Origin of the sequence: Acinetobacter sp. NyZ410 (genome assembly GCF_022828975.1) — a bacterium.
Lineage (GTDB): Bacteria > Pseudomonadota > Gammaproteobacteria > Pseudomonadales > Moraxellaceae > Acinetobacter > Acinetobacter guillouiae.
Map to the genome: position 1 here is coordinate 4,193,327 of NZ_CP094620.1, position 25,337 is coordinate 4,218,663.

The 25,337-nt window shown below is 40.0% G+C and carries 22 protein-coding genes; 7 read left to right on the forward strand and 15 right to left on the reverse strand.

The window, feature by feature from the left end; all coding sequences use genetic code 11:
* Positions 1–287 precede the first annotated feature (287 nt).
* Both MTO68_RS19775 and MTO68_RS19780 read left to right on the forward strand, forming a co-directional pair.
* Complete coding sequence (locus MTO68_RS19775; protein ID WP_004724087.1) at positions 288–554, forward strand: hypothetical protein; 267 nt, start codon at positions 288–290, stop codon at positions 552–554.
* Between the two features lie 7 nt (positions 555–561).
* Positions 562–1,425 (forward strand): patatin family protein, encoded by an 864-nt coding sequence (locus MTO68_RS19780; RefSeq protein WP_244016005.1) that lies wholly within the window; start codon positions 562–564, stop codon positions 1,423–1,425.
* A 19-nt stretch (positions 1,426–1,444) separates the two neighbouring features.
* Here MTO68_RS19780 and MTO68_RS19785 read toward each other — a convergent pair whose 3' ends face one another.
* The 5 genes from MTO68_RS19785 to MTO68_RS19805 all read right to left on the reverse strand — a co-directional run bounded on the left by MTO68_RS19785 (position 1,445) and on the right by MTO68_RS19805 (position 4,642).
* Positions 1,445–1,822: a hypothetical protein gene (locus MTO68_RS19785; protein WP_004817850.1), complete on the reverse strand. Its 378-nt coding sequence runs from the start codon at positions 1,820–1,822 to the stop codon at positions 1,445–1,447.
* Positions 1,823–2,506, reverse strand: coding sequence for a hypothetical protein (locus MTO68_RS19790; protein ID WP_244014063.1), 684 nt, complete (start codon positions 2,504–2,506; stop codon positions 1,823–1,825).
* Positions 2,503–3,162: an HAD family hydrolase gene (locus MTO68_RS19795; RefSeq protein ID WP_244014065.1), complete on the reverse strand. Its 660-nt coding sequence runs from the start codon at positions 3,160–3,162 to the stop codon at positions 2,503–2,505. The genes MTO68_RS19790 and MTO68_RS19795 overlap by 4 nt, the downstream gene beginning before the upstream one ends.
* Before the next feature lie 76 nt (positions 3,163–3,238).
* The gene (locus tag MTO68_RS19800; protein WP_244014067.1) at positions 3,239–4,147 is read right to left on the reverse strand and encodes a pyridoxal-phosphate dependent enzyme; all 909 of its coding nucleotides are present in this window, start codon (positions 4,145–4,147) and stop codon (positions 3,239–3,241) included.
* Between the two features lie 63 nt (positions 4,148–4,210).
* Positions 4,211–4,642, reverse strand: a complete 432-nt coding sequence (locus tag MTO68_RS19805; RefSeq protein ID WP_244014069.1) for a GNAT family N-acetyltransferase — start codon at positions 4,640–4,642, stop codon at positions 4,211–4,213.
* A 114-nt stretch (positions 4,643–4,756) separates the two neighbouring features.
* Here MTO68_RS19805 and MTO68_RS19810 point away from each other — a divergent pair, with 114 nt between their 5' ends.
* Positions 4,757–5,443, forward strand: coding sequence for a hypothetical protein (locus MTO68_RS19810; RefSeq protein ID WP_244014071.1), 687 nt, complete (start codon positions 4,757–4,759; stop codon positions 5,441–5,443).
* 65 nt (positions 5,444–5,508) lie between these two features.
* Here the strand turns inward: MTO68_RS19810 and MTO68_RS19815 are convergent, their stop codons facing one another.
* Complete coding sequence (locus MTO68_RS19815) at positions 5,509–6,759, reverse strand: SAM-dependent methyltransferase (protein ID WP_034617071.1); 1,251 nt, start codon at positions 6,757–6,759, stop codon at positions 5,509–5,511.
* A 101-nt stretch (positions 6,760–6,860) separates the two neighbouring features.
* Between MTO68_RS19815 and MTO68_RS19820 the strand changes: the two genes are divergently transcribed.
* Positions 6,861–7,505: a hemolysin III family protein gene (locus tag MTO68_RS19820; RefSeq protein WP_004817865.1), complete on the forward strand. Its 645-nt coding sequence runs from the start codon at positions 6,861–6,863 to the stop codon at positions 7,503–7,505.
* Positions 7,506–7,642: 137 nt separating this feature from the next.
* Positions 7,643–8,953, forward strand: a complete 1,311-nt coding sequence (locus MTO68_RS19825; RefSeq protein ID WP_004817867.1) for an MFS transporter — start codon at positions 7,643–7,645, stop codon at positions 8,951–8,953.
* Between the two features lie 57 nt (positions 8,954–9,010).
* On the opposite strand, the gene MTO68_RS19830 is transcribed toward MTO68_RS19825, so the two are convergent.
* The 7 genes from MTO68_RS19830 to MTO68_RS19860 form a co-directional block, all read right to left on the reverse strand.
* Positions 9,011–9,676, reverse strand: coding sequence for an RluA family pseudouridine synthase (locus tag MTO68_RS19830; RefSeq protein WP_004724105.1), 666 nt, complete (start codon positions 9,674–9,676; stop codon positions 9,011–9,013).
* Between the two features lie 157 nt (positions 9,677–9,833).
* Positions 9,834–11,774: an acetyl/propionyl/methylcrotonyl-CoA carboxylase subunit alpha gene (locus tag MTO68_RS19835; RefSeq protein ID WP_244014073.1), complete on the reverse strand. Its 1,941-nt coding sequence runs from the start codon at positions 11,772–11,774 to the stop codon at positions 9,834–9,836.
* Between the two features lie 94 nt (positions 11,775–11,868).
* Positions 11,869–12,702 (reverse strand): enoyl-CoA hydratase-related protein, encoded by an 834-nt coding sequence (locus tag MTO68_RS19840; RefSeq protein WP_244014075.1) that lies wholly within the window; start codon positions 12,700–12,702, stop codon positions 11,869–11,871.
* A 14-nt stretch (positions 12,703–12,716) separates the two neighbouring features.
* A complete protein-coding gene (locus MTO68_RS19845; protein WP_244014077.1) occupies positions 12,717–13,874 on the reverse strand; it encodes an acyl-CoA dehydrogenase family protein in 1,158 nt (385 codons plus the stop codon).
* 106 nt (positions 13,875–13,980) lie between these two features.
* Entirely contained in the window at positions 13,981–15,594 is a 1,614-nt protein-coding gene (locus MTO68_RS19850) for a carboxyl transferase domain-containing protein (RefSeq protein ID WP_244014078.1), read from the reverse strand.
* Positions 15,591–16,502 (reverse strand): SDR family oxidoreductase, encoded by a 912-nt coding sequence (locus tag MTO68_RS19855; RefSeq protein ID WP_004817877.1) that lies wholly within the window; start codon positions 16,500–16,502, stop codon positions 15,591–15,593. Before MTO68_RS19855 ends, MTO68_RS19850 begins: the two co-directional genes overlap by 4 nt.
* Positions 16,503–16,598: 96 nt before the next feature.
* The gene (locus MTO68_RS19860) at positions 16,599–18,389 is read right to left on the reverse strand and encodes an acyclic terpene utilization AtuA family protein (RefSeq protein ID WP_244014080.1); all 1,791 of its coding nucleotides are present in this window, start codon (positions 18,387–18,389) and stop codon (positions 16,599–16,601) included.
* Positions 18,390–18,555: 166 nt separating this feature from the next.
* On the opposite strand from MTO68_RS19860, the gene MTO68_RS19865 reads away from it, so the two are divergent.
* Positions 18,556–19,155, forward strand: a complete 600-nt coding sequence (locus MTO68_RS19865; RefSeq protein ID WP_004817882.1) for a TetR/AcrR family transcriptional regulator — start codon at positions 18,556–18,558, stop codon at positions 19,153–19,155.
* Positions 19,156–19,292: 137 nt separating this feature from the next.
* On the opposite strand, the gene MTO68_RS19870 is transcribed toward MTO68_RS19865, so the two are convergent.
* Together MTO68_RS19870 and MTO68_RS19875 are read right to left on the reverse strand one after the other, a co-directional pair.
* The gene (locus MTO68_RS19870) at positions 19,293–20,462 is read right to left on the reverse strand and encodes an acyl-CoA dehydrogenase family protein (RefSeq protein WP_244014082.1); all 1,170 of its coding nucleotides are present in this window, start codon (positions 20,460–20,462) and stop codon (positions 19,293–19,295) included.
* A 72-nt stretch (positions 20,463–20,534) separates the two neighbouring features.
* Positions 20,535–21,698, reverse strand: coding sequence for an acyl-CoA dehydrogenase family protein (locus MTO68_RS19875; RefSeq protein WP_244014084.1), 1,164 nt, complete (start codon positions 21,696–21,698; stop codon positions 20,535–20,537).
* A 194-nt stretch (positions 21,699–21,892) separates the two neighbouring features.
* On the opposite strand from MTO68_RS19875, the gene MTO68_RS19880 reads away from it, so the two are divergent.
* On the forward strand, positions 21,893–25,249 hold the full coding sequence (locus MTO68_RS19880) for a DEAD/DEAH box helicase (protein ID WP_244014086.1): 3,357 nt from the start codon (positions 21,893–21,895) through the stop codon (positions 25,247–25,249).
* The last annotated feature ends 88 nt before the right edge of the window (positions 25,250–25,337 follow it).

Here is a 25,337-nt window from a genome sequence, read left to right on the forward strand (position 1 = left end):
ATCTCACTAAAAATGTAGTTTAAATATTCATATATTTCTAATAAATCAACATTATTCATTTCCACAAATATCTAAAATAAAGCTCAAAATAATCTTGTTTATATGCTTGATTTCAATTTTAATCTCAGCCTGCTTGTTATGTCTGATATGTATTCAATACTGATCAATTCATGTTGGGTTTATATACATAAGCCTCATTTAATTTATGTCTTTTATAGCAATGCCAACTTTACTACTGCTTTATGTTATAAAATAGCTACACATTTCATTCTTTTAGGAATTTTCCTATGAACGATGTTAACTCTCCCAAAAAACCGTTGTGGAAATCTAAAGCAGTAATTTTCGCAACAATCTTTAGCTGTTTATTCCTTGTATTCTTCTATATGGCTGTAACCAATGAACCAGATTATATGCCGAGTCAGCAAAATAAGCAGATAGCGACGCCTCAGACGGAGAATACCGATACAGCACCTCCACATGACACGCAGCAAATGTCGAATGATGAAATGAAAAACATGCCACACAACTCAGCTCAGCCAGAACATGCAAACTAAACAATCTATGATCAATGATTCACGTAATGCGCTTGTCGTAGAAGGTGGCGGTATGCGTGGGGCTTTTACCTGCGGTGTACTTGACGCTTTCCTACAACAAAATTTTAACCCTTTTGATCTTTTTGTGGGAGTGTCTTCTGGTTCAACAAACCTCGCCAATTACCTTGCTCGACAACAAGGTCGTAATATCGAACTCTATTTAGACCACTCACTTCGACCTGAATTTATTCGTTATGCTCGCTTTTTTAAAGGTGGGGATTTACTGGATATGCAATGGATGTGGGATATTGTCGAGAAAGAGAATCCTCTAGATCAACAAGCTTTATTTAGTCAAAATCCTGACTTTTATATGGTGTTGACTCATGCTCGTACAGGTTATCCTGAATATTTACGTGCTGGGAAAGACAATATTATCGATGGATTACGTGCTTCTAGTTCTATTCCCTATCTAACACGACAGGCTGTAGAAATTTTTGGAGAGCCTTATTTTGATGGCGGTGTCGCAGATGCCCTCCCTGTTCAATGGGCAGCGCAACAAGCAAATATTCAAAATCTCTTGGTGATTCGTACCCGTACACAAAACTACTTTAAAGCCAGCAGTAAAGCCGATCAATTCTTGGCAAAATATTTGCTTAATCAACATACTGGCTTTGCAGATAGCCTTAAAAAGCGTTGTACTCGTTATAACCAAACTGTCGATTTTATCCGCCAAAATACGCAACAAAGCATTTTGGAAGTCTGCCCACCTGACAATAAAAAATTAGCAGGCCGTTTATGTAAAGATAAACGCAAATTGCAATATACCTATGAAGTTGGCTTAGAAAGCGGACAAAAAGCCATAGAAGACTGGAGCAACACACACAAAGGCTAAAAGCGAAGTTCCCAACAGACTAATTTTTTAACTTGTATTGCGTGACATATCCTTCTTGTGGAAAAGCATCCTGAGTGATGCTTTCTACCTGTACAACTTGCCCTTTGACTAAACTGGTCAAAGGTGGCTGTTCAATCGTAATTCGCATGCGTTGATTGACCAGTGATTGACATCCACTATCAGCTCTTCCATTTTTTTCAGCTTTTAATATTTTGATATACATCGTCAATTTACTTTTTTCAAACTCACCTTGTGGCCCATTGATTGCCATCGTCATGGTTGAAGTTTCTTCTAAGACTTTAACCGTTAAGAGACATTTATTGACATAAGATGCCCAAGTCAAATTGGGTACAATAAGCCCCATCATCAAAAAAATACCGAGTATTGCACGTTTCATTTACTGATCCTTTTTCCAAAACTTCCATGACTTTTCAGGGCAAGTATAAAGCTTGTCAGAAACAGGGATTTGATCATTGGTTTTGAGATCAAATACTTGAAATTGGCATTGGTTATTTTGATATTTACCTAAAATTTCATAATCGTGTCCAGCCTGTGGTCTGAACGAAGCCACAGCATCCACACATTGATCAATCACTTGTGCTTTTGTCCGAGATGGATCTGTTGCTCCAAATACAAAACCATATAAATTCACAGGTTGGTCGGCATTTAAAATAAACTCTTTATAAGAGATCAGTTGGTAAGTTCGCATAGCATTGCTTTCAGCTTCTTTCTGAATCGCACTACGAGGCATCCCTTCTTCGATATTAAAGGTAATTCTGGCATACGCTTTTAGCGCAGATAATGCACCATTTCCACTTAAGTAATCCCGTATCCCAGCTTTTCTTCCTGCGCAATCAAATGAATGTTGAATTAAAGTTTTTGTCGCACCCTTTCGATAGACCCGAATCCGTGACTGTGTCGCTGGATCATAAGTTTTTGGCTTTGTTTCCACCTGCAGCTCATAGGCTAACGGTTGTTGTTTATCTGTTTCGGCTTGTGCAAATACACTGAATTGAGATACAACTCCAAATAAAAATAAAACCTGAAATTGTACCCTACCGTGCTTATATAATCTTTTCATTTTATTTTTAAAATACTAAGTATGTCTTGAAAAGACTTTACACGATGATCGGCCTGTGTCGATGTTACTTTTTGTTGAGGGTCAAATAAGATCGTTTTCATGCCCAACGCTTTTGCACCGCGAATGTCTGCTATCTCATGATCGCCAACAAAAACGCAGTGCTGAGGAATAACACCGAGCTGCTGACATGCCAATTGGAAAACTTCTGGATGAGGCTTTCGCAGTCCAACAGCTTCTGAAACAATCACACTCGAAAAATACTCACTTAAACCTAAGGCTTTAAAATTATCTTCCTGAAAAGGCGTCTTTCCATTAGAGATTAATCCAAGAGAAAAATTTGCCTTAAACAAGCTATAAATAACCAGATCAACATCGCTAAAGCTCCGACAAAATTTATTAAAGTCTTGAATATAATTCTTTAATAGCGCTTGTGTCGAATAGCTGGATATTTGAAACTCTTGAATAAGTTGAGCATATATCTGATCTTTCCATACAGAACCATTGTTATCCAACTCAATAAAACGCTGAATAAATTGTGGTTTCTGTTGAATCGTAACCAGCTCGAAGAAATTTACCTGCCAATTTAAAAAAGCCTTTAGGGAGGAGGTGCGATCAAGTAAGGTTTGATCTAAATCAAAAAGTACAACTTGAATCATCTCACCATCCTCTAAATCGAAAAGACTTGCTAAAGGATCAATAGATTATGATCATTAATTGTCTATTCAATCCGATCTATCCATTGAATGCTTGTAGTGTTTCTAGGGTAATCCCTGCGCCACCACATACAATCACCAAGACCTGATCAGTGGGTTTAAATTGAATCGCCTGATCATAAAGCACTGATAATGTTGCACCACATGCTGGCTCAACCAAAATACGATGATCATCTATAAATTTTAAACAGGCATCTACAGTGTCTTGATCTGAAACCACCAAACTACGAACCTCAAATGCTTGGCTCACTTCAAATGCATTTTGACAGACTTTTTTTGCTGCAAGTGTTGTTGCTATACCACTGACTTGATCCAATTCAACATGTTGTTGAGCCACAATCGAAGCATGTAAGGATGCTGTACCTTGGGTTTCAATCGCATAAATTGGAATATGGGCTAAACCATGTTTTTTTAATCCTGCTGCAACACCTGAAAGTAAACTTCCGCCACCCACAGATAAGACCACCGCATCTGGAGTAACGCCATCTGCAATGACTTCATCAATCATCGGGATAATGCCTTCCCATAACAGTGGATGATCAAAAGGATGAATAAATACATCGTGCTGTGTTAATAAGGACTGCGCTAAAGCATTGGCTTCGGTCCATGAAGCGCCATGTACAATAACTTCTGCACCTTGCTGGGCAATTAATTCTCTCGCGCGTTGTGCTGTGGTTTCTGGAACCACGACGGTCACAGGAACACCCAGTTGTCGACCTGTATAAGCAACAGCTAAACCTGCATTGCCACCTGATGAACTGATAAAACGCTGGGCACCCTGCTCAAAATATTTTTGACAGGCATGGCTAATACCTCGTTGTTTAAATGATGCCGACGGTTGTAAGGCTTCCATTTTTAACCACACCTGACATTGATTCAGTTGGCTTAAAACTAAAGATTGAATTAACGGGGTTTTTATACTGAGCATGGGCAAATCGATTCTCTTGGTTTATTTCAATCTTGGCTTATTTCAATGTGGGTTTATTTCAATTCATTCATTTTTTAAACTTAACCCCATATCGATATGTGGAATCTCACAATCTAAATATTCTTCACCCTTTACCTGAAAGCCTAAGTTTTCATAGAAGCGCGTTGCATAAACTTGAGCGGATAATTGAAGAAATGCTCTATTTTGCTGTTTTGCAACTTGAATAATATGTTCCATGAGCAGTTTACCTATCCCCTCACCTCGATATTGTTGCAACACAGCAACTCGACCAATACTGTTATTTTCCAATAACCGCGCTGTAGCAATGGGTTGATCTTGCGCATATACAACAAAATGTAATGAAATGGCATCCTGCTCATCCCATTCATCTGCTTCACTGATGTGTTGTTCTTCAATAAAAACCATGCTTCGAATCAATTTCGCATCATGTTGAAGCTGACTCCACGGCCCAGATTGAATGACAAATTGGCTCATTATTTAAATCCTAATGGTTGAGAAATTGATCCTTCATTCTTGCAATTATGCTAATGTAATGCACAGTGACAATGCGTTCACTTTCACCAACTTAACTAAACTTGTAGAATAATTATGTTTCTAAATCATAAATTTAAAGTATTTATTTATAGCGCAATTTTACTGACGACTCAAAGTATTTATGCAAAAACATCCGAGCTAGATCGTGTGAACATTATCTCAAAAAGCATGATTGGATTATTTTCTCAAGACCCAAATCAAGATCAGCTTAATTTAAAAATGAGTGCCGCAATTGCAGGTATCTCAGAAGCTGAAGCTAAAAAAAACCGCGATGAAAGTGGCGAAAAACAAGCCACTGCATCTGAAAAGATGAAGGAAATACTTAAAGAACAATTTAATGCCAACGATTTTAAAATTGTTGCGCCAGCATTTGAACGCCAAATGAAAGCTCAAAGTGCTGCATATCAGAGCTGTAAACAGGATGGTAAAATTATTGAAAATAGTCAAAGTTTTCAAGTACCGTTAACCTGTAAAGTCCCTGTGCTTAATTTAGACAATGTTCAAATGCCTGAACGTGGTAACAAAGAAAGTGATGCGCAATTTGCAGCTAAAGCAACAGACTTTCTGACAGAACTACTGATTAAAGCCCCAACAGAAACATTAAAAACCAGTATCTTGATTCATAAAATGGGTGAACAATTGATTCCAGAAATGGATGATCCTCAATATTTTCCAGATACGATCTCTCAAAAAACCACGGGCTCAAGCGAAGCTGAGCTTGATGAAATGAATCAGCAATAAAATAATTTATCTAAATAGTAGCAAGAGAGAAAGCAGTTAAACCTGCGTTCTCTCCTCACAACGCGCTAGCACTTAGCGCCAATGTCTTGCTGGTCCCACTGATCATTCAATAATAATTCTAAGGATTGTTTTTGAATCCCATACATCTCTTTTAAAGCACGAATTTGATCCAAGACTGTTTGATCAGGTGCAGTGAAATCTTTACGCTTGGTTGCCAAAATCATTTTGTTTTTACTGGTATGTTCTAATGCCACAAATTCAAAGACTTTGGTTTCATAACCATACGCTTTCAGCAACAGAGCTCGAATGGTATCTGTCAGCATTTCAGCTTGTTGTCCTGCATGAATACCGAATTGCAACATCGGTTGTAACACTTGTGGACTGTTCAATTGTGGGCGTAATTCTTTATGGCAACAAGGTGCACACATAATCATTTGAGCGTTTAAACGAATACCAGTATGTATCGCAAAATCTGTTGCAACATCACACGCATGTAAGGCGATCATAATATCCAAATGGGATGGATGATACGTTCTCACATCACCTTGGAAAAAATCCAATTGATTAAAATCAGACTTTTGCGCAACCTCTTGGCAAAATTTCACCATTTTGTCATTCAGCTCAACACCCGTTACAAATGGAGTTTGATGTTGTTTTGCCAAATAATCATATAAAGCAAACGTTAAATAGCCTTTTCCTGAACCAAAATCGACAATTTTTAAAGCCTGCTCTTTGGTTTTTCCATCATGCGCTAAAATCTCTGGCTGTTGAATATGCACCAAAGCACCTGAAAAGATTTCAACAAATTTGTTAATCTGCTTCCACTTACGTGCCATGCTTGGAATAATCTGTGCATTGGCATCGGTAATGCCGAGCGGTTGGAGAAAATAACTTTCTTGGTCGACAAAACGATGTTTTGTACGATCATGCCCTTGTTGTTGGTTTTTAGTGGTTTTATCCAGCTTATTTTTACTGACGGTCAGCAAGGCTTTCTTTTTATTTTTCTTCAGCTGCGTCTCGGCCTCATGGGTAAATAAATTGGCTTGTTTACAATCCTCTGCCAGCCCCTGAATCGTGGTTAAAGCATGGGTAAGTGGATAGTTTTTAGTAATATCATTGGTTTTATAACGATATAGACAGCTTAGAACGGTTTCATTCTGTAGCTGAATGACGCGAAAGGTCATTTTCTCTAAATCAACCAATTCTCCTTTATACTGACTTAAAATCAAACGATCTAAGCTTTGATTATCAATAGCTTGCTGTACGCTATCAAAAAATTGTTGTTCCTGAACAGATAAGCTTGCCACATTGGACATAATCAAAACTCGTATTAATTAAGTTACCTATTTTAAGACGTCTTACTTTAAAGGTAAAACTCCATTACTATACATTTGTATTTTTAGGATAATAAGATCCAATGTCGACAGATAAATTGATTCACATCTATGCACCACAAGAAGAACGTATTAATGCGTTGAGTCATGCATTCGGTGCAATTTTGGCTGCTATAGCGACTGTTTTGATGCTGATTAAAGGCAACTATCTACATGGATGGCAATTTTTTGGATTGCTTGTCTATGGTCTAAGCATGATTTTACTGTTTTCCAGTTCAGCAATTTATCATTTTTCTGTCGATGAAAAGAAACGCCAATGGTATAAGAAGCTGGATCATACCGCGATTTATTATTTAATTGCGGGAACCTATACGCCCTTTTTGGCAATTGCCATCCCAACAGCAAAAGCACATTATTTATTGATTGCACTTTGGGTCATCGCAGCCATTGGAACACTATTCAAGTTAATATTCATTCATCGTTTTGAAAAAATTTCACTGATTGCTTATTTGGTCATGGGTTGGCTTGCCGTGCTTGTAATGGATGATATGCAACAGTTTTTAAAACCAGAAGCATTAAAATTATTGGTCATTGGTGGTTTAGCATATACAATAGGCGCATTGTTTTATGCCTTAAAAAGAGTAAGATACACTCATGCTATTTGGCATATATTTGTTTTGGTCGGTGCAGGATCACATTTCCTTGCAATCTATCTTTACGTCATTTAATTCATAGACACTCAAAATTCAGTGACCCTGATGGAGTGAATTTGGGTTGATCTCGTTGTTTTTTTAAGAAATTACGCCTTTTTTAAAAAGATTACGCTTTAAAGACTCGTTTTACTTTTAAAAGTGTAAGGTTCACCATGGCGTCATTATCTACTGCTACTCCAGAAATTCAAACAAATTCAAAGACTCGTGTTCTTTTCGCAAGTCTTGTAGGTACAACAATCGAATTCTTCGATTTTTATATCTATGCAACTGCTGCAGTCCTCATTTTTCCACATCTGTTCTTCCCAGCAAGTACAGATCCGATGACGGCAACAATTCAATCACTCGCAACATTTGCCATCGCATTTATTGCCCGCCCTATTGGCGCAGCAATCTTTGGTCACTTAGGTGATCGTATTGGTCGTAAAGCAACTCTCGTCGCGGCTTTATTGACCATGGGTGTTTCAACAGTATGTATTGGTCTACTTCCAACCTATGCACAGATTGGTATCGTTGCACCGCTATTACTTGCACTTTGTCGTTTAGGTCAAGGCTTAGGTCTCGGTGGTGAATGGTCTGGTGCAGTCTTGCTTGCAACTGAAAATGCGCCTGAAGGCAAACGTGCTTGGTATGGGATGTTCCCGCAACTGGGCGCACCGATCGGTTTTATCTTGGCAACAGGTTCATTCCTTGGTCTTGGCGCATTGATGTCTGAAGCAGACTTTATGCAATGGGGCTGGCGTATTCCATTCCTTGCAAGTGCTGCATTGGTGATTGTGGGTTTATATATTCGCTTAAAATTGCATGAAACCCCAGCGTTCCAAAAAGTATTAGACAAACAAAAAGAAGTTAATGTTCCATTTAAAGAAGTTGTGACCAAACATTATAAAATGCTCTTCCTCGGCACAATTGCTGCGGTATGTACATTCGTGGTGTTCTATCTCACAACAGTATTTGCACTCAACTGGGGAACCAAACAACTGGGTTACTCACGTGCAGAATTCTTAGAGATGCAACTGGTCGCAACACTGTGTTTTGCTGCTTTTATTCCGCTTTCTGCTGTATTTGCTGAGAAGTTTGGGCGTAAAGCAACCTCTATTGGGGTATGTATTGCCTCTGCACTTTTTGGTTTAGTATTTGCCAGTATGCTTGAGTCAGGTAGCACAGTGATTGTGTTCTTGTTCTTATGTGTAGGTTTAGCATTGATGGGAATGACATATGGTCCAATTGGTACAGTTTTGTCTGAAATTTTCCCGATTTCTGTGCGTTATACAGGCTCTGCATTAACCTTTAACTTGGCAGGTATTTTGGGCGCATCTTTTGCACCTCTGATCGCAACTGAACTTGCAACCAAATATGGCTTACAAGCGGTGGGTTACTACTTGACAGCAGCATCCATTCTTTCACTGTTGGCATTCTTGGCCATTCGTGAAACAAAACATGATGATGTTAACAACCAAGTTTAATCCCCTCTCTATGAGCAAAGCCTGCAATTTTGCAGGCTTTTTTGATTTAGCCAAATGCTAAAACTCAGGCTCAGATACAATCTCAACCAGTAAATTATTAAAAGGCTGCATAAAAGACAAATAGCTTGCATGCAATGCCATACGCGCTAAATCGGTGTTAAACGGCGTAGGATGATAAAGCTTATCGCGCATAATCGGATGCCCGATATATTGCATATGCACCCGTAATTGATGAGAACGTCCTGTAATCGGTGTAAGTAGCACCCGACTTACATCCTTTTCAGCATCATAGCTTACAGATTCAAATAAAGTTTGAGCGGGTTTGCCTAACTCAAAATGCACGATCTGGCGTGGACGATTTTCCCAATCGGTAATCAAAGGCACATCCACACGACCATTGCTATTAATTTGCCCTTGCACCAAAGCAATATAATTTTTTTTAACAGTTCTCGCCTGAAACATTTTACTTGCAGCAACTTCTGCATCGCGATGTTTGGCGAACAACAGAATGCCCGAGGTTGCCATATCCAAACGATGGGTAATCTTGGCATTTGGATATATTGCTAATACTCGAAAATAAGCGCTGTCGTGATGTTCAGGTAAACGCCCCGGAACTGAAAGTAACCCTGCGGGTTTATTGATGGCAACAAAGTCATTATCTTCAAAAATAATGTCAAGTGGATCTAAAGGAGGCTGATAAACAAAGCCATCATCAATCGGCATGTGGATCGCATATTGAGAAGAATTGCCGAAAAATAACAATAGACTAAAAAGCTGTCAAGCATGTACATGCTTTATTATTTTCAGCAATCAAAAAAACTCCAATACACGAGAATATTGAAGTTTTTAAGTCCCTATACAATACGCTTAATCTGATCAATCAAGCCTGAATATTCAATACCAACTGACGTTTCTTTACCTGTTGTCCAACTTGCCCAATAATCTCATTCACGACTCCATCAACATCAGACTTAATCTGTTGCTGAATCTTCATCGCTTCTAAAATCAACAAAGTTTGACCTTTAGTCACCGTATCACCCGCATTTACCAAGATATTGATAATCGCACCATCCATTGGTGCACGAATGTGACCATCGCCTGCGACATCGGAAGTTTCAGGTGCTGCATAGGTGATATTTTCAATGCTGATATTGCCATTTACCGCATCTAAATACAGCTGATTTCCATCTAAGACATAGTCAATCGAACGGCGTACACCATCCACCTCATAAATGAATTTTTCTGCTTGCTGTTCAATAATGCTGATCCCAAGTGTCTGCCCACAAATTTCAACGCTCACTTGGTTTTGATCACGTTTCACTAAAAGCTGTAATAACTGATCATCATGTTTGAGTTTTAAAGGTAAAGATAACGCAATTCCGGTATTCCAACTGCTTTGACTGGAAGCATTGGTCAACAGTGCCGCAGCAACAGCTAGGTGTTCTAAGCCCAAAGCCTGTTTATGTAAACTGGCATCTGTTTGGAAATGTTCCTGAATAAAAGCGGTATTGGTGTCGCCTTTGACAATAATAGGGTGTCTAAGCAAATTCACTAAAAACTGCTTATTACTATTCACCCCCAACAATACGCAATCATCTACAGCACGCGCCAAGAGCCGAATGGCATCCTGACGGGTTTGACCATATGCAATGACTTTTGCCACCATTGGGTCGTAAAACGGACTAATTTCATCCTGTTGCAACAAACCATGATCAATTCGAACATTGGGTAAATCAGCAGCTTGCCAGCGCTGTATTTGACCTGTCTGTGGCAAGAAGTCTTGGCGTGGGTCTTCTGCATATAAGCGAACTTCTATCGCATGCCCTGACAAGGTCAATTCAGATTGTTGTAAGGGCAAGGTTTCACCATTGGCCACACGCAGTTGCCATTCCACTAGGTCTAAACCCGTGATCAGCTCTGTTACTGGATGCTCAACTTGCAAACGTGTATTCATTTCAAGGAAATAAAACTCACCTGATTGATCCAATAAAAACTCAACCGTTCCTGCACCGACATAATCACATGATTTTGCTGCTGCAACAGCAGCCTCACCCATTTGTTGGCGTAAGCTTTCAGTCATTACTGGGCATGGAGCTTCCTCAACCACTTTTTGATGACGACGCTGAATCGAACAATCACGCTCAAATAAATACACATAATTGCCGTGGGTATCGCCAAATACCTGTATCTCAACATGGCGTGGAGCAATCACGGCTTTTTCAAGAATCAGCTCACCTGAACCAAAGGCATTTTCTGCTTCAGAACGCGCTGTTTTTAAGGCTTCAACAATTTCAGCAGATTGCTGTACCAAACGCATACCGCGCCCACCACCACCTGCTGAAGCTTTGACCATCAGTGGATAACCAATTTTATTGGCTTGTTGTTCTAAATAATCTATATCTTGCTGATCACCTTCATAGCCCGGCACACATGGTACACCCGCCTGAATCATGGCAATTTTTGACAGGCGTTTACTGCCCATCAATTCAATTGCGGGTGCAGGTGGGCCAATAAAGGTAATTCCATTTTTCGCACAAGCTGCTGCAAAATCGGTATTTTCAGAAAGGAAACCATAACCGGGATGAACAGCATCAGCCCCCGTTTTTTTACATGCGTCGATAATATTTTGAATAGATAAATAGGATGCTGAAACTTTTGAAGCACCAATATATACAGCCTCATCTGCAAGCTGTACATGACGTGCATAACGATCTGCATCTGAATAGACAGCCACGGTCTGATAGCCCATTGCTTTTGCTGTTTTCATCACGCGAACAGCAATTTCACCACGATTCGCCACCAATATTTTTGAAAATGCCATTCTCGTTTTCCCTATTTTTGGTTTTATATTCACTTGATTATCTTGGTTGAATCACACCAATCTCAATCAAGATCAGTGATCCGCATTGTCAAACTTATACATCAAACCAATTTGGATGACGCTTTTGGATAAAGGCCATTGTGCCTTCTATGCCTTCTTCGCCCCCCACAGCATTGGCAAATTGCTGTGCGGCATCATCCAATAAAGGCGTCAAAGCTTCATTTAAAGTACGGTGCAATAAAGCTTTGGTCACACGAGATGCTTGTGGGGCAGTACGTTTAATCTGCTGAATGGTTTCGATCAATAAAACTTCCAGTGCTTTTTCATTCTCAACCACTTCATGTACAACACCAACCTTCAATGCGGTATGCCCCTCAAAACGTGCGCCAAGTAAAGCCAAACGGCGCGCTTGAGTTAAGCCAATTCGCTTTACCACAAATGGGGCAATCTGGGCGGGAATAACCCCTAATCCTGTTTCAGGTAAACCAAATTTGGCATCGGCAAGACTAATTGCAATATCTGAAACACAGGCCAAGCCAAAACCACCACCCAATACCGCACCTTCTAAAACAGCGACAACGGTTTGTGGCGCTTGATCCACTTGCTCCAGCATATGTCCAAATTGACGATTGAAATCAACATAAGGCTGATTAGAACCAACACTGGTAGCCTCGCCACGTAGTTGGGCCATATCTTTAATGTCACCGCCTGCACAAAAATGTCCATCTTTGCCACGTAAAATGACTGCACGAATGGAGATGTCATCTTGAATCGTTTTAAACACCTGTTGAATCGCTTTGACCATATTCAAACTCATGGCATTGCGACTCTCAGGTCGATTGAGCCATAGGGTTAAAATGCTGCCCTCTTGCTCAAGCTCAATACTGCGATCAAATTGTTGTATTGTTAGAGATTGCGAAAGTGCCATATTTATTCTCCTTGTTATTGACGTTTAGATGGAAGAATATCCATCAACTTACAAATAATTCCAAGCATAATTTCATCTGCACCGCCACCAATCGAACCTAAACGGCCATCACGGTACAGCTGAGAAGCGGGGTTATCCCACATAAAACCATTTCCACCCCAGAACTGTAAGCAACTGTCTGCAACTTCTCGCGTCAAACGACCTGCTTTAAGTTTTGCCATAGAGGCAATTTCTGTTGCGTTTCCGCCGTCAATGTGGATTTCACAAGCACGATAGGTTAAGGCACGTAAAGCTTCCACTTCGGTCATCAACTCCGCAAAACGAAAATGTACATATTGGTTGTTAATCAATGGTTGTCCAAAGGTGCTTCGTTCTTTGGTATATTGAATGGTTTGATGAATCACATTTTCCAAACCACCAATTGCATTGGCAGCCGCCCACATTCGTTCTTCTTGGAACTGCATCATTTGCATCATAAAGCCCATACCTTCTGCACCCACCAAGTAGCGTTGTGGTACACGAACATTGTCAAAATAGACTTCTGCTGTCGTGGTTGAACGCATTCCCAATTTATTAAGCGGTTCAGAGAAAGAGATGCCAGCGGATTTTGCAGGAACAATAATCATGGACTTATTGACATGCGGTTTATCATCAGAGGTATTGGCCAATAAGCAAAAAAAGTCAGCTTGAAGTGAGTTGGTAATCCACATTTTGCTGCCATTAATCACATAATCATCACCCTGTTTTTTTGCGGTGGTTTTGATGGCTGCGACGTCTGAACCTGCATGTACTTCCGATACAGCAATCGAAGCAACATATTCACCCGCAATTGCAGGTGTTAAAAATTCATCTCGTAATTCTTGACTACCAAAGCGCGCTAAGGCTGGTGTTGCCATATCCGTTTGCACACCAATCGCCAAAGGTACACCACCACAGGCGGCTCGCCCTAATTCTTCTGCAACCACAAGGTTATAAGAATAATCTAAACCTAATCCGCCATTTTCTTCAGGCTTACAAATCCCCAGCAAACCTAAATCCGACAGTTTTTTAAACACATCATGAATAGGAAATCGCCCTTCAGCTTCCCATGTCGGAATATAAGGATTGAGTTCAGTCTCAACAAACTGACGTGTGGTACGGCGTAGTGCTTCATGCTCTGTTGTAAATTTCATTGTTTTTTTCCTTAAATTTAATCTTCTCTAACTCGCTTTAATAAAGCGGAGAACACCTCACTTTTAAAAGATGAGGAAAGATGAGTTTTGCAAAGGCCGAGAACTTTTAAAGCCTCGATACACCAAATCGTATTGGATTTAGTTTGCGATGTTCTGCCTCATAAATTGTTTCTAGTAAGAAGATCAGGACTTTGCGTGTATCACGCGGGTCGATAATTCCATCATCATGCAACATGGCCGTATTAAATAAGGCGGTTGACTGCTGTTCTAATTTTGCTGCTGTACTTTGCTCTAAGAAATCCAGCATCTGCTCGTTAGGCTCCATCCCTGAAGCTTTTTGCTTTCCTTCCGCTACGATACGTAATACCTTGCCTGCCTGAGCTGAACCCATCACTGCCACATGCGAGTTTGGCCATGCAAAAATAAATTGCGGTGACAATGTACGTCCACACATCGCGTAATTGCCCGCACCATAGGAACCTGCCACAACGATCGAAATTTTCGGTACAGTGGTATTGGCAACGGCCTGAATCAATTTCGAACCATGCTTAATAATGCCGTTCTGTTCAGCATCAGTTCCGACCATAAAGCCTGTGGTGTTATGTAAAAACAGTAAGGGGCGTTTGGTCTGTTCACAGAGGTGAATGAACTGTGCAGCTTTAGTGGCGCCTTGTGGGGTAATCGGTCCATTGTTGGTGATAATTCCGATATGTAATCCACCAATTTTTGCCCAACCACACACGGTCAATGCATCATATTCTTGTTTTACTTCAAAAAATTCAGAGTCATCAACAATTCGTGCAATCACATCTTTCATGTCAAAAGGCTGCTTCGGACTTGCAGGAATAATCCCTAACAGCTCCTCGGCAGGATAACGTGGCTCTTTATAGCTTAAGTTTAACTTTTGAGTTTGCTCTTTCCAGTTAAGATGCTCAAAAACCTCACGAGCAATACGAATTCCATCGGCATCATTCTCGGCTAAAAACTCTGCTGTTCCAGCAACCTGTGCATGCATTTCTGCGCCACCGAGTTCTTCTGCTGTTGCCACTTCTCCAGTTGCCGCCAAAAGTAAAGGTGGCCCTGCGAGTAACATCTCAGTTTGCTTACGAACTGCAATCACATAATCAGATAAACCCGGTTGATACGCTCCACCGGCTGTTGCATTGCCATGTACCACGGAGACTTGGGGTAAGCCTGCGGCAGACAGTCGTGCCTGATTGGCAAAGGTCATTCCACCATAAGTAAATACTTCAGCAGCGTAATTTAAGTTGGCACCCCCACTTTCGGTAAGGGTCAGCATCGGTAATTTCTGTTCAAAAGCGATTGCTTGAAGACGTAAGGTTTTTTGTACCCCCATCGGTGACATTGTTCCGCCTTTGATTGCACTGTTACTTGCCGAAATCAGACAACGGACACCGCTGACAAAACCGATGCCTGAAATAATCCCGCCACCTGCATCTGAACCATCTTTATCATCATGCATGGCATAACCCACCAAACCACACAGTTCTACAAATGGTGAATCAGCATCAAGAGCTAAACGGACACGTTCATGCGGTAAAATTTTACCTTTCTTGTCAAATTTGGGTTTGGCTGCATATGATTTTTCAATATTCTTATTTTGTACTGCGCGTACTTCGGCAATTTGAGCAAGTAATGCCTGCTTGTTCTGTTCAAATTGCTCACTGCCAACTGCAATTTCGGATTGGAGAACAGTCATGAATTTTCTCCTGTCTGCTGGTTATTGGTTTGATCACTCAATTGTTGTTTTAATACATCTGGAATAAAGGCACGATGGAAGCCATTAAACGACTCACTATTTGAAGCATCTGCCAATGGATACATTCGAGTGCCTAAGGATGCAGCGCCATCAATACGAATCGTCATGCCAGAAATAAAACCTGCTGCTTCTGAAAGCAAATAGCAGATCGCTGAAGAAATTTCAGACTCTGTCCCCATCCGTTTCAATGGTACATTCCCCGCCAAACTTGGAATGATAAATTTGGCAAAATCACCGGTGTAATTGTCCATTCCTGAAGAAACAACCCAACCAGGTGCAACACAGTTAACACGTACCCCAGAACGGCCCCACTCCACCGCTGCTGTTTTGGTTAAATTATCTACCCCAGCACGGGCTGCACCAGAGTGTCCCATCCCCGGCATGCCACCCCACATATCGGCTGCCATATTGACAATACTGCCACCATGTTTTGCCATCCATTGGTTATAGGCTTCTTTCATTAAGTAGAAAGTTGAATGTAGGTTGTTGCGTACCACAGCATCAAAACCGTTGGCAGAAATGCCTTCTAAATTTGAGGGAAACTGACCGCCAGCATTATTGACAAGGCCATCGAGTCTGCCAAATTTTTCAATTACTTCGGCAATCATCTCTTTCACGTTGTGTTCTTCGCGATTATCACAAACGATAAAATGAACTTTGCCACCATCTTCGATGATTTCTTTGCTGACATTTTCCAGCTTTTCAATTTTCCGCCCTGTAATCACCACTTGAGCCCCTAAAGCAGCCAGTTCATGAGCAGTACAGCGTCCTATACCCGAACCACCACCGGTCACAATGATGACTTGGTCCTGAAAAGCATCCGATCTAAATATTGAGTGATAATGCATTTTTATATCCAAATTGTTGTCTTTTAACTTGCTTAAATCCCGCTCCAAGCTCCCTTTTAAAAAGCGAGGAATTCGCCCCACATTCGTAAACAAGGATTAGAAGGACTTTAAACTCGCTGGGATTTTGACTGGCATATCTAAAAGCTGCTGTGCAAAAGCTTTACCTTGTGGATCAATACGTAAACTGGCAATTCCTCCACCACCTAAGGCATTTTCCAGCATAAAATTTAAGGCATTAAACCCCGTGATTTCATAACGAATCACTTTAGACTTTTCAGGGTCTAAAACATGCTGCATATATTCTTTGACCTTTTCCTCAGTCAAATTGGCGCGAATCCAAGGTAGATATTCAGGCTGACGTGCGATCACTCCAATATTGCTATGATTGCCTTTATCGCCACTCCGAGCATGGGCAATTTCAACTAAAGGAACTTCAATCTCCTGACCCGTAAATTGAGCAACCTCACCCACTGCAACAACATCAAAAGATTGATCTGAGCAACCTGATGGAATCTGTATATTTTGACGCTGACCATTGATGTCGATCGCAACACTTAGTTTTGATTTATCCACTAAAAACGAGAACAACTTGATCACAGGAGAAGCTTTGGGACGCCCCCCAACAATTCCAGCCAATGCAGGAGCCATTCCGGTAGATGCTTGGGCAATTTCAGAAGCAAAGAACATACATGCTTCTTTAAACATGTGCTTTACAGCAATTTTGACAACCACTTCTCGACTATTGATCTGCTGCGCATTTGCGCCATAGGTACTTTCAATACCCAATATTTCAACCGATTTTTCTAAAAATGGCGGAACTGAACGTAATGCTAAAACACGCTCACACTTAGTTAATATTGCATCTGCAATTACTTGGGCTTTTTCAGGAGCTTCGCGTCCTGCTATCAGGAAACTCACCAAAACACGATAACCATCGGGATAGGTTGCACTGACTTTATATTGTTGTGTTGGTGCTCTACCTTTTGCGCCAATCACTAAAACTCGATCTTCACCCACCTGTTCTAATTTCACTTGGCTAAAATCTGCAGTAACATCGGGCAGTAAATACGCTTGCGGATTGCCAATTTCATAGACAACTTGTTCAGCAACAGTTGCAACCGAAACCAGTCCACCGGTTCCTTTGGGTTTAGTCACAATAAATGATGCATCTGCTTTCACTTCAACAATTGGAAACCCCATATTGTCAAAGCCTTGTACTAAGCGCCAATCTGTAAAATTGCCACCTGTACATTGTGCACCACACTCAATGATATGCCCTGCCAAAGAACCTTGGGACAGCTTGTCATAATCCTCTAAGGACCATTGATATTCATGCAACAAAGGTGCAAGCACCACAGCTGAATCCACCACTCGCCCAGTGATGACAATATCTGCACCTTGATCAAGTGCGTCTCGAATTGGAACAGCTCCTAGATATGCGTTACAACTGGCTAATTGGCTAGGCAAATCTTCGCCACTAAACATCTCTTTAATATTTTGTGTTTTTAATTCGGCTTGTTGTGTCAATAGGTCATCCCCCAATACCACTGCAATTTTTAAATCCAATCCTTGTGCTTCAAGCACTTTCTGCAAGGCATCACGACATGCCAATGGATTGACACCACCGGCGTTGCTAATCACTTTTATTTTTTTATCACTGATTTTTTTAAGCAGCGGTGTCATCACCCGACTGACAAAATCCAAAGCATAACCATGTTCTGGATTGGTCATCATCGCTTTTGCCATGATAGACATGGTGATTTCTGAAAGGTAATCAAAAACCAAATAATTGATGTCAGACAAATGTACCAACTGAAATGCTGCGGTATTGGTGTCCCCCCAGAAACCTGAAGCACATCCAATTTTCACAATACGCTGATCTTCCATTTTCACACCTATCTTGTTTTCATTGTTCTGAATAAAATTTATACATCAATCTACCAAGCAAGCGCTTGGTTTGTAAAGGGCAAAATGTTATTCTGAATTGGCAAATGTGCTAAAACACGTTTTAAACAATGAATAATTTGCTTAACTTTATGGAAAAAATGATCCGATGATTGCTCACTCAATCGATGATATCCAACCAATCGCATGTTTTGATGACAGCCCTAAAGGTCGTTTATTACTTGGTGCTGCTTATTTATTTCATAAGCAAGGTTATGCCAAAACCACAGTTCGTGAGTTAGCAAATTTTATTGGAATTCAATCGGGTAGCTTATTTCATCATTTTAAAAGCAAGGATGATATTCTTGCCAATGTCATGCATGAAACCATTATTTACAATCATGCCCGTATGCTTGATGCAATCCAAAAATCGGATGATGCTGAACAACAGTTAAAACACTTGATCAAAGCTGAGTTAATTTCGATTACTGGAGATACCGGTTCAGCCATGGCTGTTTTAGTTTATGAATGGTTTGCATTGTCGAAACAACGACAAGATGAACTTCTTAAACTACGAAATGATTATGAGGATATCTGGTTCGCTGTGATTGAGAAATTGCGCGACCTCGGTAAAATTCAGCATGATGCTTTTATTTGGCGCCGTTTATTGGGCGGTGCGATTGCTTGGACCGTCACTTGGTATAATCCCAATGGTAAAATGAGCTTAGATGAACTGACTGAAATCGTTTTAGAAATGGCTTTGAAATGAGCACAATTTATCTTCGCAAGCCTCATATTTCAGATAAAGACTCCTTAAATTGATAATAACCATAGGCCTCTAGCGCACCTATGGTTATTTTTAGCTGAAACCAGCTTTGTAAGTTTTTATCACTTAAAAATTTGTCATCAAAACCCCAACTGCTTACTAATCAAATCTTTCATGATTTCTTCAGCACCGCCACCGATCATATTTACTTTGACTTCGCGATAAATACGCTCAGATTTAGTCCCTCGCATAAAGCCCATGCCACCTAGAGTTTGCACTGCCGCATCTGCACAGAACTGCATAGTTTGGGTTGCGATATTCTTTGACATACAAATTTGTGCAATTAAATCACTGCCCTGTAATTCAGCCTGCCCCATACGATACGCAGTATCTTCCAATAATGCCCGTGTTGTGGTTAAACGCGTCGCCATATCAACCAACTTATGACGTACCACTTGATGATCAACTAGGCGTTTTCCAAAAGTCTTCCGCGCTTTAGACCATTCTAAAGCCTCTTGATAACAGACCAAGGCATAACCATAGGCCATAGAAGCCAACCAAAAGCGTTCCATATTGAAGTTTTTCATAATGACCTTAAAGCCAGCATTTTCTTCACCAAGAAGATTTTCTACAGGAACTTTGACTTGGTCAAAATGCAAATGAGCAGTATCCGATGCCCACCAGCCCATTTTCTTTAAAGGTGATTTAGTGATGCCATCACTATGTGCATCAACCAATAGCATCGAAATACCACTCGCATCTTTATTTTCAGGATCAGTTCTCACCGCTACCGTATAATAATCTGCGCGCATACCTGAAGTAATAAAGGTTTTTTCACCACTGACCAGATAAAAATCACCTTCGCGGATTGCTTTGGTTTGTAATGCAGCAACATCAGAACCGCCGCTTGGTTCAGTAATCGCAAGTGCAGAAATTTTTTCGCCTGAAATAATTTGTGGCATCACCTTGTCACGAATATGTGGCTGAGCAAAATGATGAATTGGTGGTGTACCAATGGTATGAATCATCAAAGAAATATGTACGCCACCAGAGCCTGCTTTGGCTGTTTCAACTGCGGCTAAGAACACATGAAATGCATCTGCATCTGAGATTCCCCCATGCTCATCATCAAAGCCTAAACCCAATAGACCAATTGCAGCAGCCTTTTGATAAAGCGCACGAGGAAAAGTTTCAGCCTCATCCCATTCATTGACAAAAGGAGAAATCTCTTTTTCAACAAATTTCTTCACACTGTCTGCAAATGCACGATGTTCAGCGGTGTAGTAAATCGGGTTATTTAAATGATCCATATCTTGTTGTTCCCTGCTTATTTTTATTGCGATTTATTGTGTACAGTTCTAGTTTAATCCATTCTCGATATTCTAATAGCCCAATTGACGACTCGCGAGGTCTTTCATAATTTCTTCCGCCCCACCACCAATCATATTGACTTTAACATCACGGTAAATCCGTTCAGACTTGGTGCCTCGCATAAAGCCCATGCCCCCTAACGTTTGTACCGCTGCATCGGCACAAAACTGCATGGTTTGAGTGGCCACATTTTTAAGCATACAGATTTGCGCAATCAACTCATTGCCCTGCATTTCGGGCTTCCCTAAGCGATAAGCAGTATCCTCCAACAAAGCAAGTGTTGTGGTTAAGCGAGTCGCCATATCGACTAATTTATGCCGAACCACTTGATGATCAACTAAACGTTTACCAAAGGTTTTACGTTCTCGTGCCCATTCCAATGCTTCTTCATAACAGACTAATGCAAAACCATAACTACTGGCAGCAAGAAAAAACCGCTCCATATTGAAGTTATTCATAATCACAAGGAAACCCATATTTTCTGCCCCCAACAAATTGCTTGCAGGAACACGAACTTGATCAAAATGGAGATGAGCCGTATCCGAAGCCCACCATCCCATCTTGTCGAGTTTTGATTTGCTTATGCCGTCACTATGAGCATCAATCAATAACATCGATATACCATTCGGGCCTTTGGCATCAGGATCTGTACGTACCGCAACGGTATAATAATCAGCACGAATGCCCGATGTAATAAAGGTTTTTTCGCCACTGACAATATAGTCTTGACCATCCCGTACAGCTTTGGTTTTAAGTGCTGCCACATCAGAACCACCCGTGGGTTCAGTAATCGCCAACGCTGAAATTTTTTTGCCTGCTAAAATTTGAGTCAGTACAGTTTGTTTAATCTCATCTGAAGCAAAATGATTGATCGGAGGTGCGCCAATCGAGTGTGACAATAAGGAAGCACATAAACCACCTGAACCTGTTTTAGCTAACTCAATCGAAGACAACAACACATGAAAAGCATCGGTTTCTGGAATTCCCCCATAGTTTTCGTCAAAACCTATCCCCAATAAGCCGATATCTGCGGCTTTTTTATAAAGTTCTTTTGGAAAGGTCTCTGCCTCTTCCCATTGATTGATATGTGGCATTATTTCTTTTTGAACAAACTTTCGAATGGAATCTGCAAATGCAAAATGCTGATCTGTATAGTAAATTGGATTATGCTTCATCTTGATTTGCTTCCCAGCATTATTTTGAAAAATTTATACTGACAGATTTTATTTAATTTAAAGTTGCAGAAACGATCAATTTGTATTTAAAAACATGTCATTTTTGATCAAAACTCATATATTAATTTCAGATTCATGATCAAAAATCCGTTACACTGTTAGTAATTTCCTTTTAATTTTTAGCTCTATAAATAATGGCGACATTGAATCAATTTTTATCACGTTTTAACCCTGCAACCATTCAAAGAAGCTTGAGTTATGTCAAAAAAATTGATCTAAAATCCTTAGAGGTCTATCCTGATCGGGATAATTTAGTCATCGAAGCACAAATTCAGGGAACGGATTATTATGAAACGGCTGTTATCTATAATCCTTTAACAAATAAAATTGTGGATACCGACTGTAGTTGCCCTGTTGGTTACGATTGTAAGCATTCGGCTGCACTTGCACGTTATTTTTATGATCAACAGCTTTCCAACCCAGCCGCACGTCAAAAACTAAACCCATTAGACCAGGCTCAAACCACAACAAATAGTTCTACCCACACCACGGCAAAAGCTTGGCTCGCTCAATTTAAACAACAATTGGCACAAGTTCAACGCACTGAAACGCCAGTACAGCACCAACTTATTTATATTTTCCAACCAAAAAATAACACCGCCAAATTACAACTTAGTGTTTTTAAAGTTCGTCGTAACAAAGATGGAAAAATTAGAGATACCGCGCTCTACACCAGTTATGACAATGTATTGAATGAACGTCTTAAAGTGAGCAAAGAAGAAAAGAAAATCTTTAGTCATTTGTACTTTTTCGCTAAGCTAAATTTTAGCGATGTTCATTTTTATCCAGCGTCATGGGATATTTCAGGAATCTATCAAGAACATCTAAGAACGGCTATTCAAAGTAGCGCTTGTTACGCACTTGATGTACAAAGATTACCTTTAACATGGTCTGATCAAGCTTATAAAATTGAATTCAACTGGCAAACACGTACAGAACAACAAACAGAGAAACTTAAAGCACAATTTTTTGATGAAAATCATCTAGAAATTCCACCTGACCATGCTGAACAAATTTATATTATTCATTCTCATCCATTAAGTTATCTCGATACCCTTAAAAACCAAGTCGGTGTACTTGAGTCTTTATATTCTAGTGAAATGATCGAAGAATTGCTGAATATGCCACAAATGCCTGTGGAGTTAATGGCTGAATTTGAGCAAGTGATTCAACCCTATGCATTTTTTGAAGATTTACCTCAAGCGCCATTTACGCAAAGTATAGAAATATTAAAAGGCAAACCCACACCTATTTTACGTTTTGGAACACATCCGCAATATGATCGTCTTGGTCATATGCATCATTATGCAATTGCTGAAATTGAATTTGAATACTCAGCTGGACGAATTAAAGCGGGTTTCCCTGATGACAGTTTCATTATCAATATTGATGAAAAAGCAGTTCGCCAACAACGCGATTTAGTTGCTGAAAAGAAACATATTGATGAATTAATTCATTCAGTTAAATCCATGCAACGGATTAGCAAGCTACCAAAAAGCAAACGCCCTGCTTTTGATGACATCACAGAAAACTCAATTGTTTATGCAGATCCAATGGCTTGGGTTGAGCAATTGGTTCCTGAAAATAAAATCGAAGGCCTCGGCTGGAAAGTTGAACATACCTTAGATAGTCAGTTCAATTTAAGTGCAACACAAAACCTGCAACTCTCATTAAATGAATCTGAAAAAAAACAAGACTGGTTTAATGTCGGTGCGACGATTCAAGATATGAATGGCAACACCTATAACCTGATTGATCTTCTTGGCTATGCGATACAGCATAATCCACATCTTTTAGAAGATGACTATATTGAAAAAATGGACAGTGACAGCTTCTTAATTGTTCATTTAAAAGAAGCTCAAACACAACTGGCGCTTAGAAATCAAGAAATTAAGCCCATTCTGATCTATTTAAAAGAAATTTTACGACATCCTGAATCTGCAACATTAGATCAATACGATGCCGCTCAATTCTTAGATTTACAGCATCATTTGGGCATGCCTTGGCGCACCAACGAACGCCTGAAAATATTTGCTGAAAAGCTTCAAAATAGTTATCAAGATCAAATATGTACACCACAAGGCTTCCAAGGCGAACTACGCCCATATCAACAACAAGGTTTAGCATGGCTACAGTTTTTACGTGAAACTGAACATGGCGGTATCCTTGCCGATGATATGGGGCTCGGTAAAACAGCACAAACACTTGCGCATATTCTATTAGAAAAGCAGGCAGGCCGATTAAATCAACGCCCAGCCTTGATTATTGCACCAACCTCTTTAATGCATAACTGGCGTAAAGAAGCTGAGAAATTCACCCCTGAATTAAAAGTTTTGGTCTTACAAGGACATGATCGAGTCGAGCATTTTCAAGAGATTAAAAACGTAGATATTGTGCTCAGTACCTACCCGCTTTTGGGCCGTGATGAAGAATTTTTACTGCCCTATCAATATCATTTATTGATTTTGGATGAAGCGCAAAACATTAAGAATCCACGCGCCAAAGCCTCTCAAGTGGTACGACAAATCAAAGCAAAACATCGTCTATGCTTAACTGGTACACCGATGGAAAACCATTTGGGTGAGTTATGGTCATTGTTCCATTTCTTGATGCCTGGTTTTTTATATAGTCAGGAATTGTTTAATAAAAAATATCGCAATCCTATCGAGAAACATGCAGATCTTCAGGTTAAAACCAAACTCATTTCTCGTATTAAACCGTTTATGTTGCGTCGTTTAAAAACAGAGGTGGCGAAAGAGCTTCCTGAAAAAACCACGATTGAAGTCAATATTGATATGAACGAACAGCAATCTAAGCTCTACGAAGCTGTTCGTGCAACAATGCAAAAGAATATTCGTGAGTTGATTGCAGCGAAAGGCTTCCATCGTAGCCAGATTCAAATTTTAAGTGCATTACTTAAACTTCGACAAGTTTGCTGCCATCCAAGCCTTTTACAGCTTGATCAAGTCAAAAATCAAAATGTTGAATCAGCAAAATTAGATCATTTATTGGAAATGGTTCAAGATATGGTTGAGGAAGGACGTAAGATTTTAATCTTCTCTCAATTCACCACGATGCTACAACTCATTGAAGAGCATTTAAAAACCTTAAATATCCGAAATGTAAAACTTACTGGACAAACCAAGAAACGTGATGAAGTGATCACCGCATTCCAAGCAGGCGATATTCCTGTTTTCCTCATCAGCTTAAAGGCAGGCGGTGTAGGGCTTAATCTCACTGCTGCTGATACTGTGATTCATTATGATCCTTGGTGGAACCCAGCGGCTGAAGATCAAGCGTCTGATCGTGCATGGCGTATTGGTCAAGATAAACCTGTATTTGTTTATAAGTTGATTACCAACCAAAGTATTGAAGAAAAGATTTTAGCCTTACAGAAAAATAAAGCTGATCTTGCCAAATCTATTCTAAGTATTGATCATGAAAATGAAGTGAAATTGTCTGAAGATGATGTCATGAGTTTATTGGATTGAAACTTTAAAGATAAGGTGTGAAATTTAACAAAAGTTAGATCTAACGCATCAATACAAAGAAACCCCGTCATCTTGATGGGTTTTTGTT

Bases quoted from the DNA above. Each gene is read 5' to 3' on its own strand.
- MTO68_RS19775 (WP_004724087.1), top strand. From the start codon at position 288: ATGAACGATGTTAACTCTCCCAAAAAACCGTTGTGGAAATCTAAAGCA.
- MTO68_RS19780 (WP_244016005.1), top strand. From the start codon at position 562: ATGATCAATGATTCACGTAATGCGCTTGTCGTAGAAGGTGGCGGTATG.
- MTO68_RS19785 (WP_004817850.1), bottom strand. From the start codon at position 1,822: ATGAAACGTGCAATACTCGGTATTTTTTTGATGATGGGGCTTATTGTA.
- MTO68_RS19790 (WP_244014063.1), bottom strand. From the start codon at position 2,506: ATGAAAAGATTATATAAGCACGGTAGGGTACAATTTCAGGTTTTATTT.
- MTO68_RS19795 (WP_244014065.1), bottom strand. From the start codon at position 3,162: ATGATTCAAGTTGTACTTTTTGATTTAGATCAAACCTTACTTGATCGC.
- MTO68_RS19800 (WP_244014067.1), bottom strand. From the start codon at position 4,147: ATGCTCAGTATAAAAACCCCGTTAATTCAATCTTTAGTTTTAAGCCAA.
- MTO68_RS19805 (WP_244014069.1), bottom strand. From the start codon at position 4,642: ATGAGCCAATTTGTCATTCAATCTGGGCCGTGGAGTCAGCTTCAACAT.
- MTO68_RS19810 (WP_244014071.1), top strand. From the start codon at position 4,757: ATGTTTCTAAATCATAAATTTAAAGTATTTATTTATAGCGCAATTTTA.
- MTO68_RS19815 (WP_034617071.1), bottom strand. From the start codon at position 6,759: ATGTCCAATGTGGCAAGCTTATCTGTTCAGGAACAACAATTTTTTGAT.
- MTO68_RS19820 (WP_004817865.1), top strand. From the start codon at position 6,861: ATGTCGACAGATAAATTGATTCACATCTATGCACCACAAGAAGAACGT.
- MTO68_RS19825 (WP_004817867.1), top strand. From the start codon at position 7,643: ATGGCGTCATTATCTACTGCTACTCCAGAAATTCAAACAAATTCAAAG.
- MTO68_RS19830 (WP_004724105.1), bottom strand. From the start codon at position 9,676: ATGCCGATTGATGATGGCTTTGTTTATCAGCCTCCTTTAGATCCACTT.
- MTO68_RS19835 (WP_244014073.1), bottom strand. From the start codon at position 11,774: ATGGCATTTTCAAAAATATTGGTGGCGAATCGTGGTGAAATTGCTGTT.
- MTO68_RS19840 (WP_244014075.1), bottom strand. From the start codon at position 12,702: ATGGCACTTTCGCAATCTCTAACAATACAACAATTTGATCGCAGTATT.
- MTO68_RS19845 (WP_244014077.1), bottom strand. From the start codon at position 13,874: ATGAAATTTACAACAGAGCATGAAGCACTACGCCGTACCACACGTCAG.
- MTO68_RS19850 (WP_244014078.1), bottom strand. From the start codon at position 15,594: ATGACTGTTCTCCAATCCGAAATTGCAGTTGGCAGTGAGCAATTTGAA.
- MTO68_RS19855 (WP_004817877.1), bottom strand. From the start codon at position 16,502: ATGCATTATCACTCAATATTTAGATCGGATGCTTTTCAGGACCAAGTC.
- MTO68_RS19860 (WP_244014080.1), bottom strand. From the start codon at position 18,389: ATGGAAGATCAGCGTATTGTGAAAATTGGATGTGCTTCAGGTTTCTGG.
- MTO68_RS19865 (WP_004817882.1), top strand. From the start codon at position 18,556: ATGATTGCTCACTCAATCGATGATATCCAACCAATCGCATGTTTTGAT.
- MTO68_RS19870 (WP_244014082.1), bottom strand. From the start codon at position 20,462: ATGGATCATTTAAATAACCCGATTTACTACACCGCTGAACATCGTGCA.
- MTO68_RS19875 (WP_244014084.1), bottom strand. From the start codon at position 21,698: ATGAAGCATAATCCAATTTACTATACAGATCAGCATTTTGCATTTGCA.
- MTO68_RS19880 (WP_244014086.1), top strand. From the start codon at position 21,893: ATGGCGACATTGAATCAATTTTTATCACGTTTTAACCCTGCAACCATT.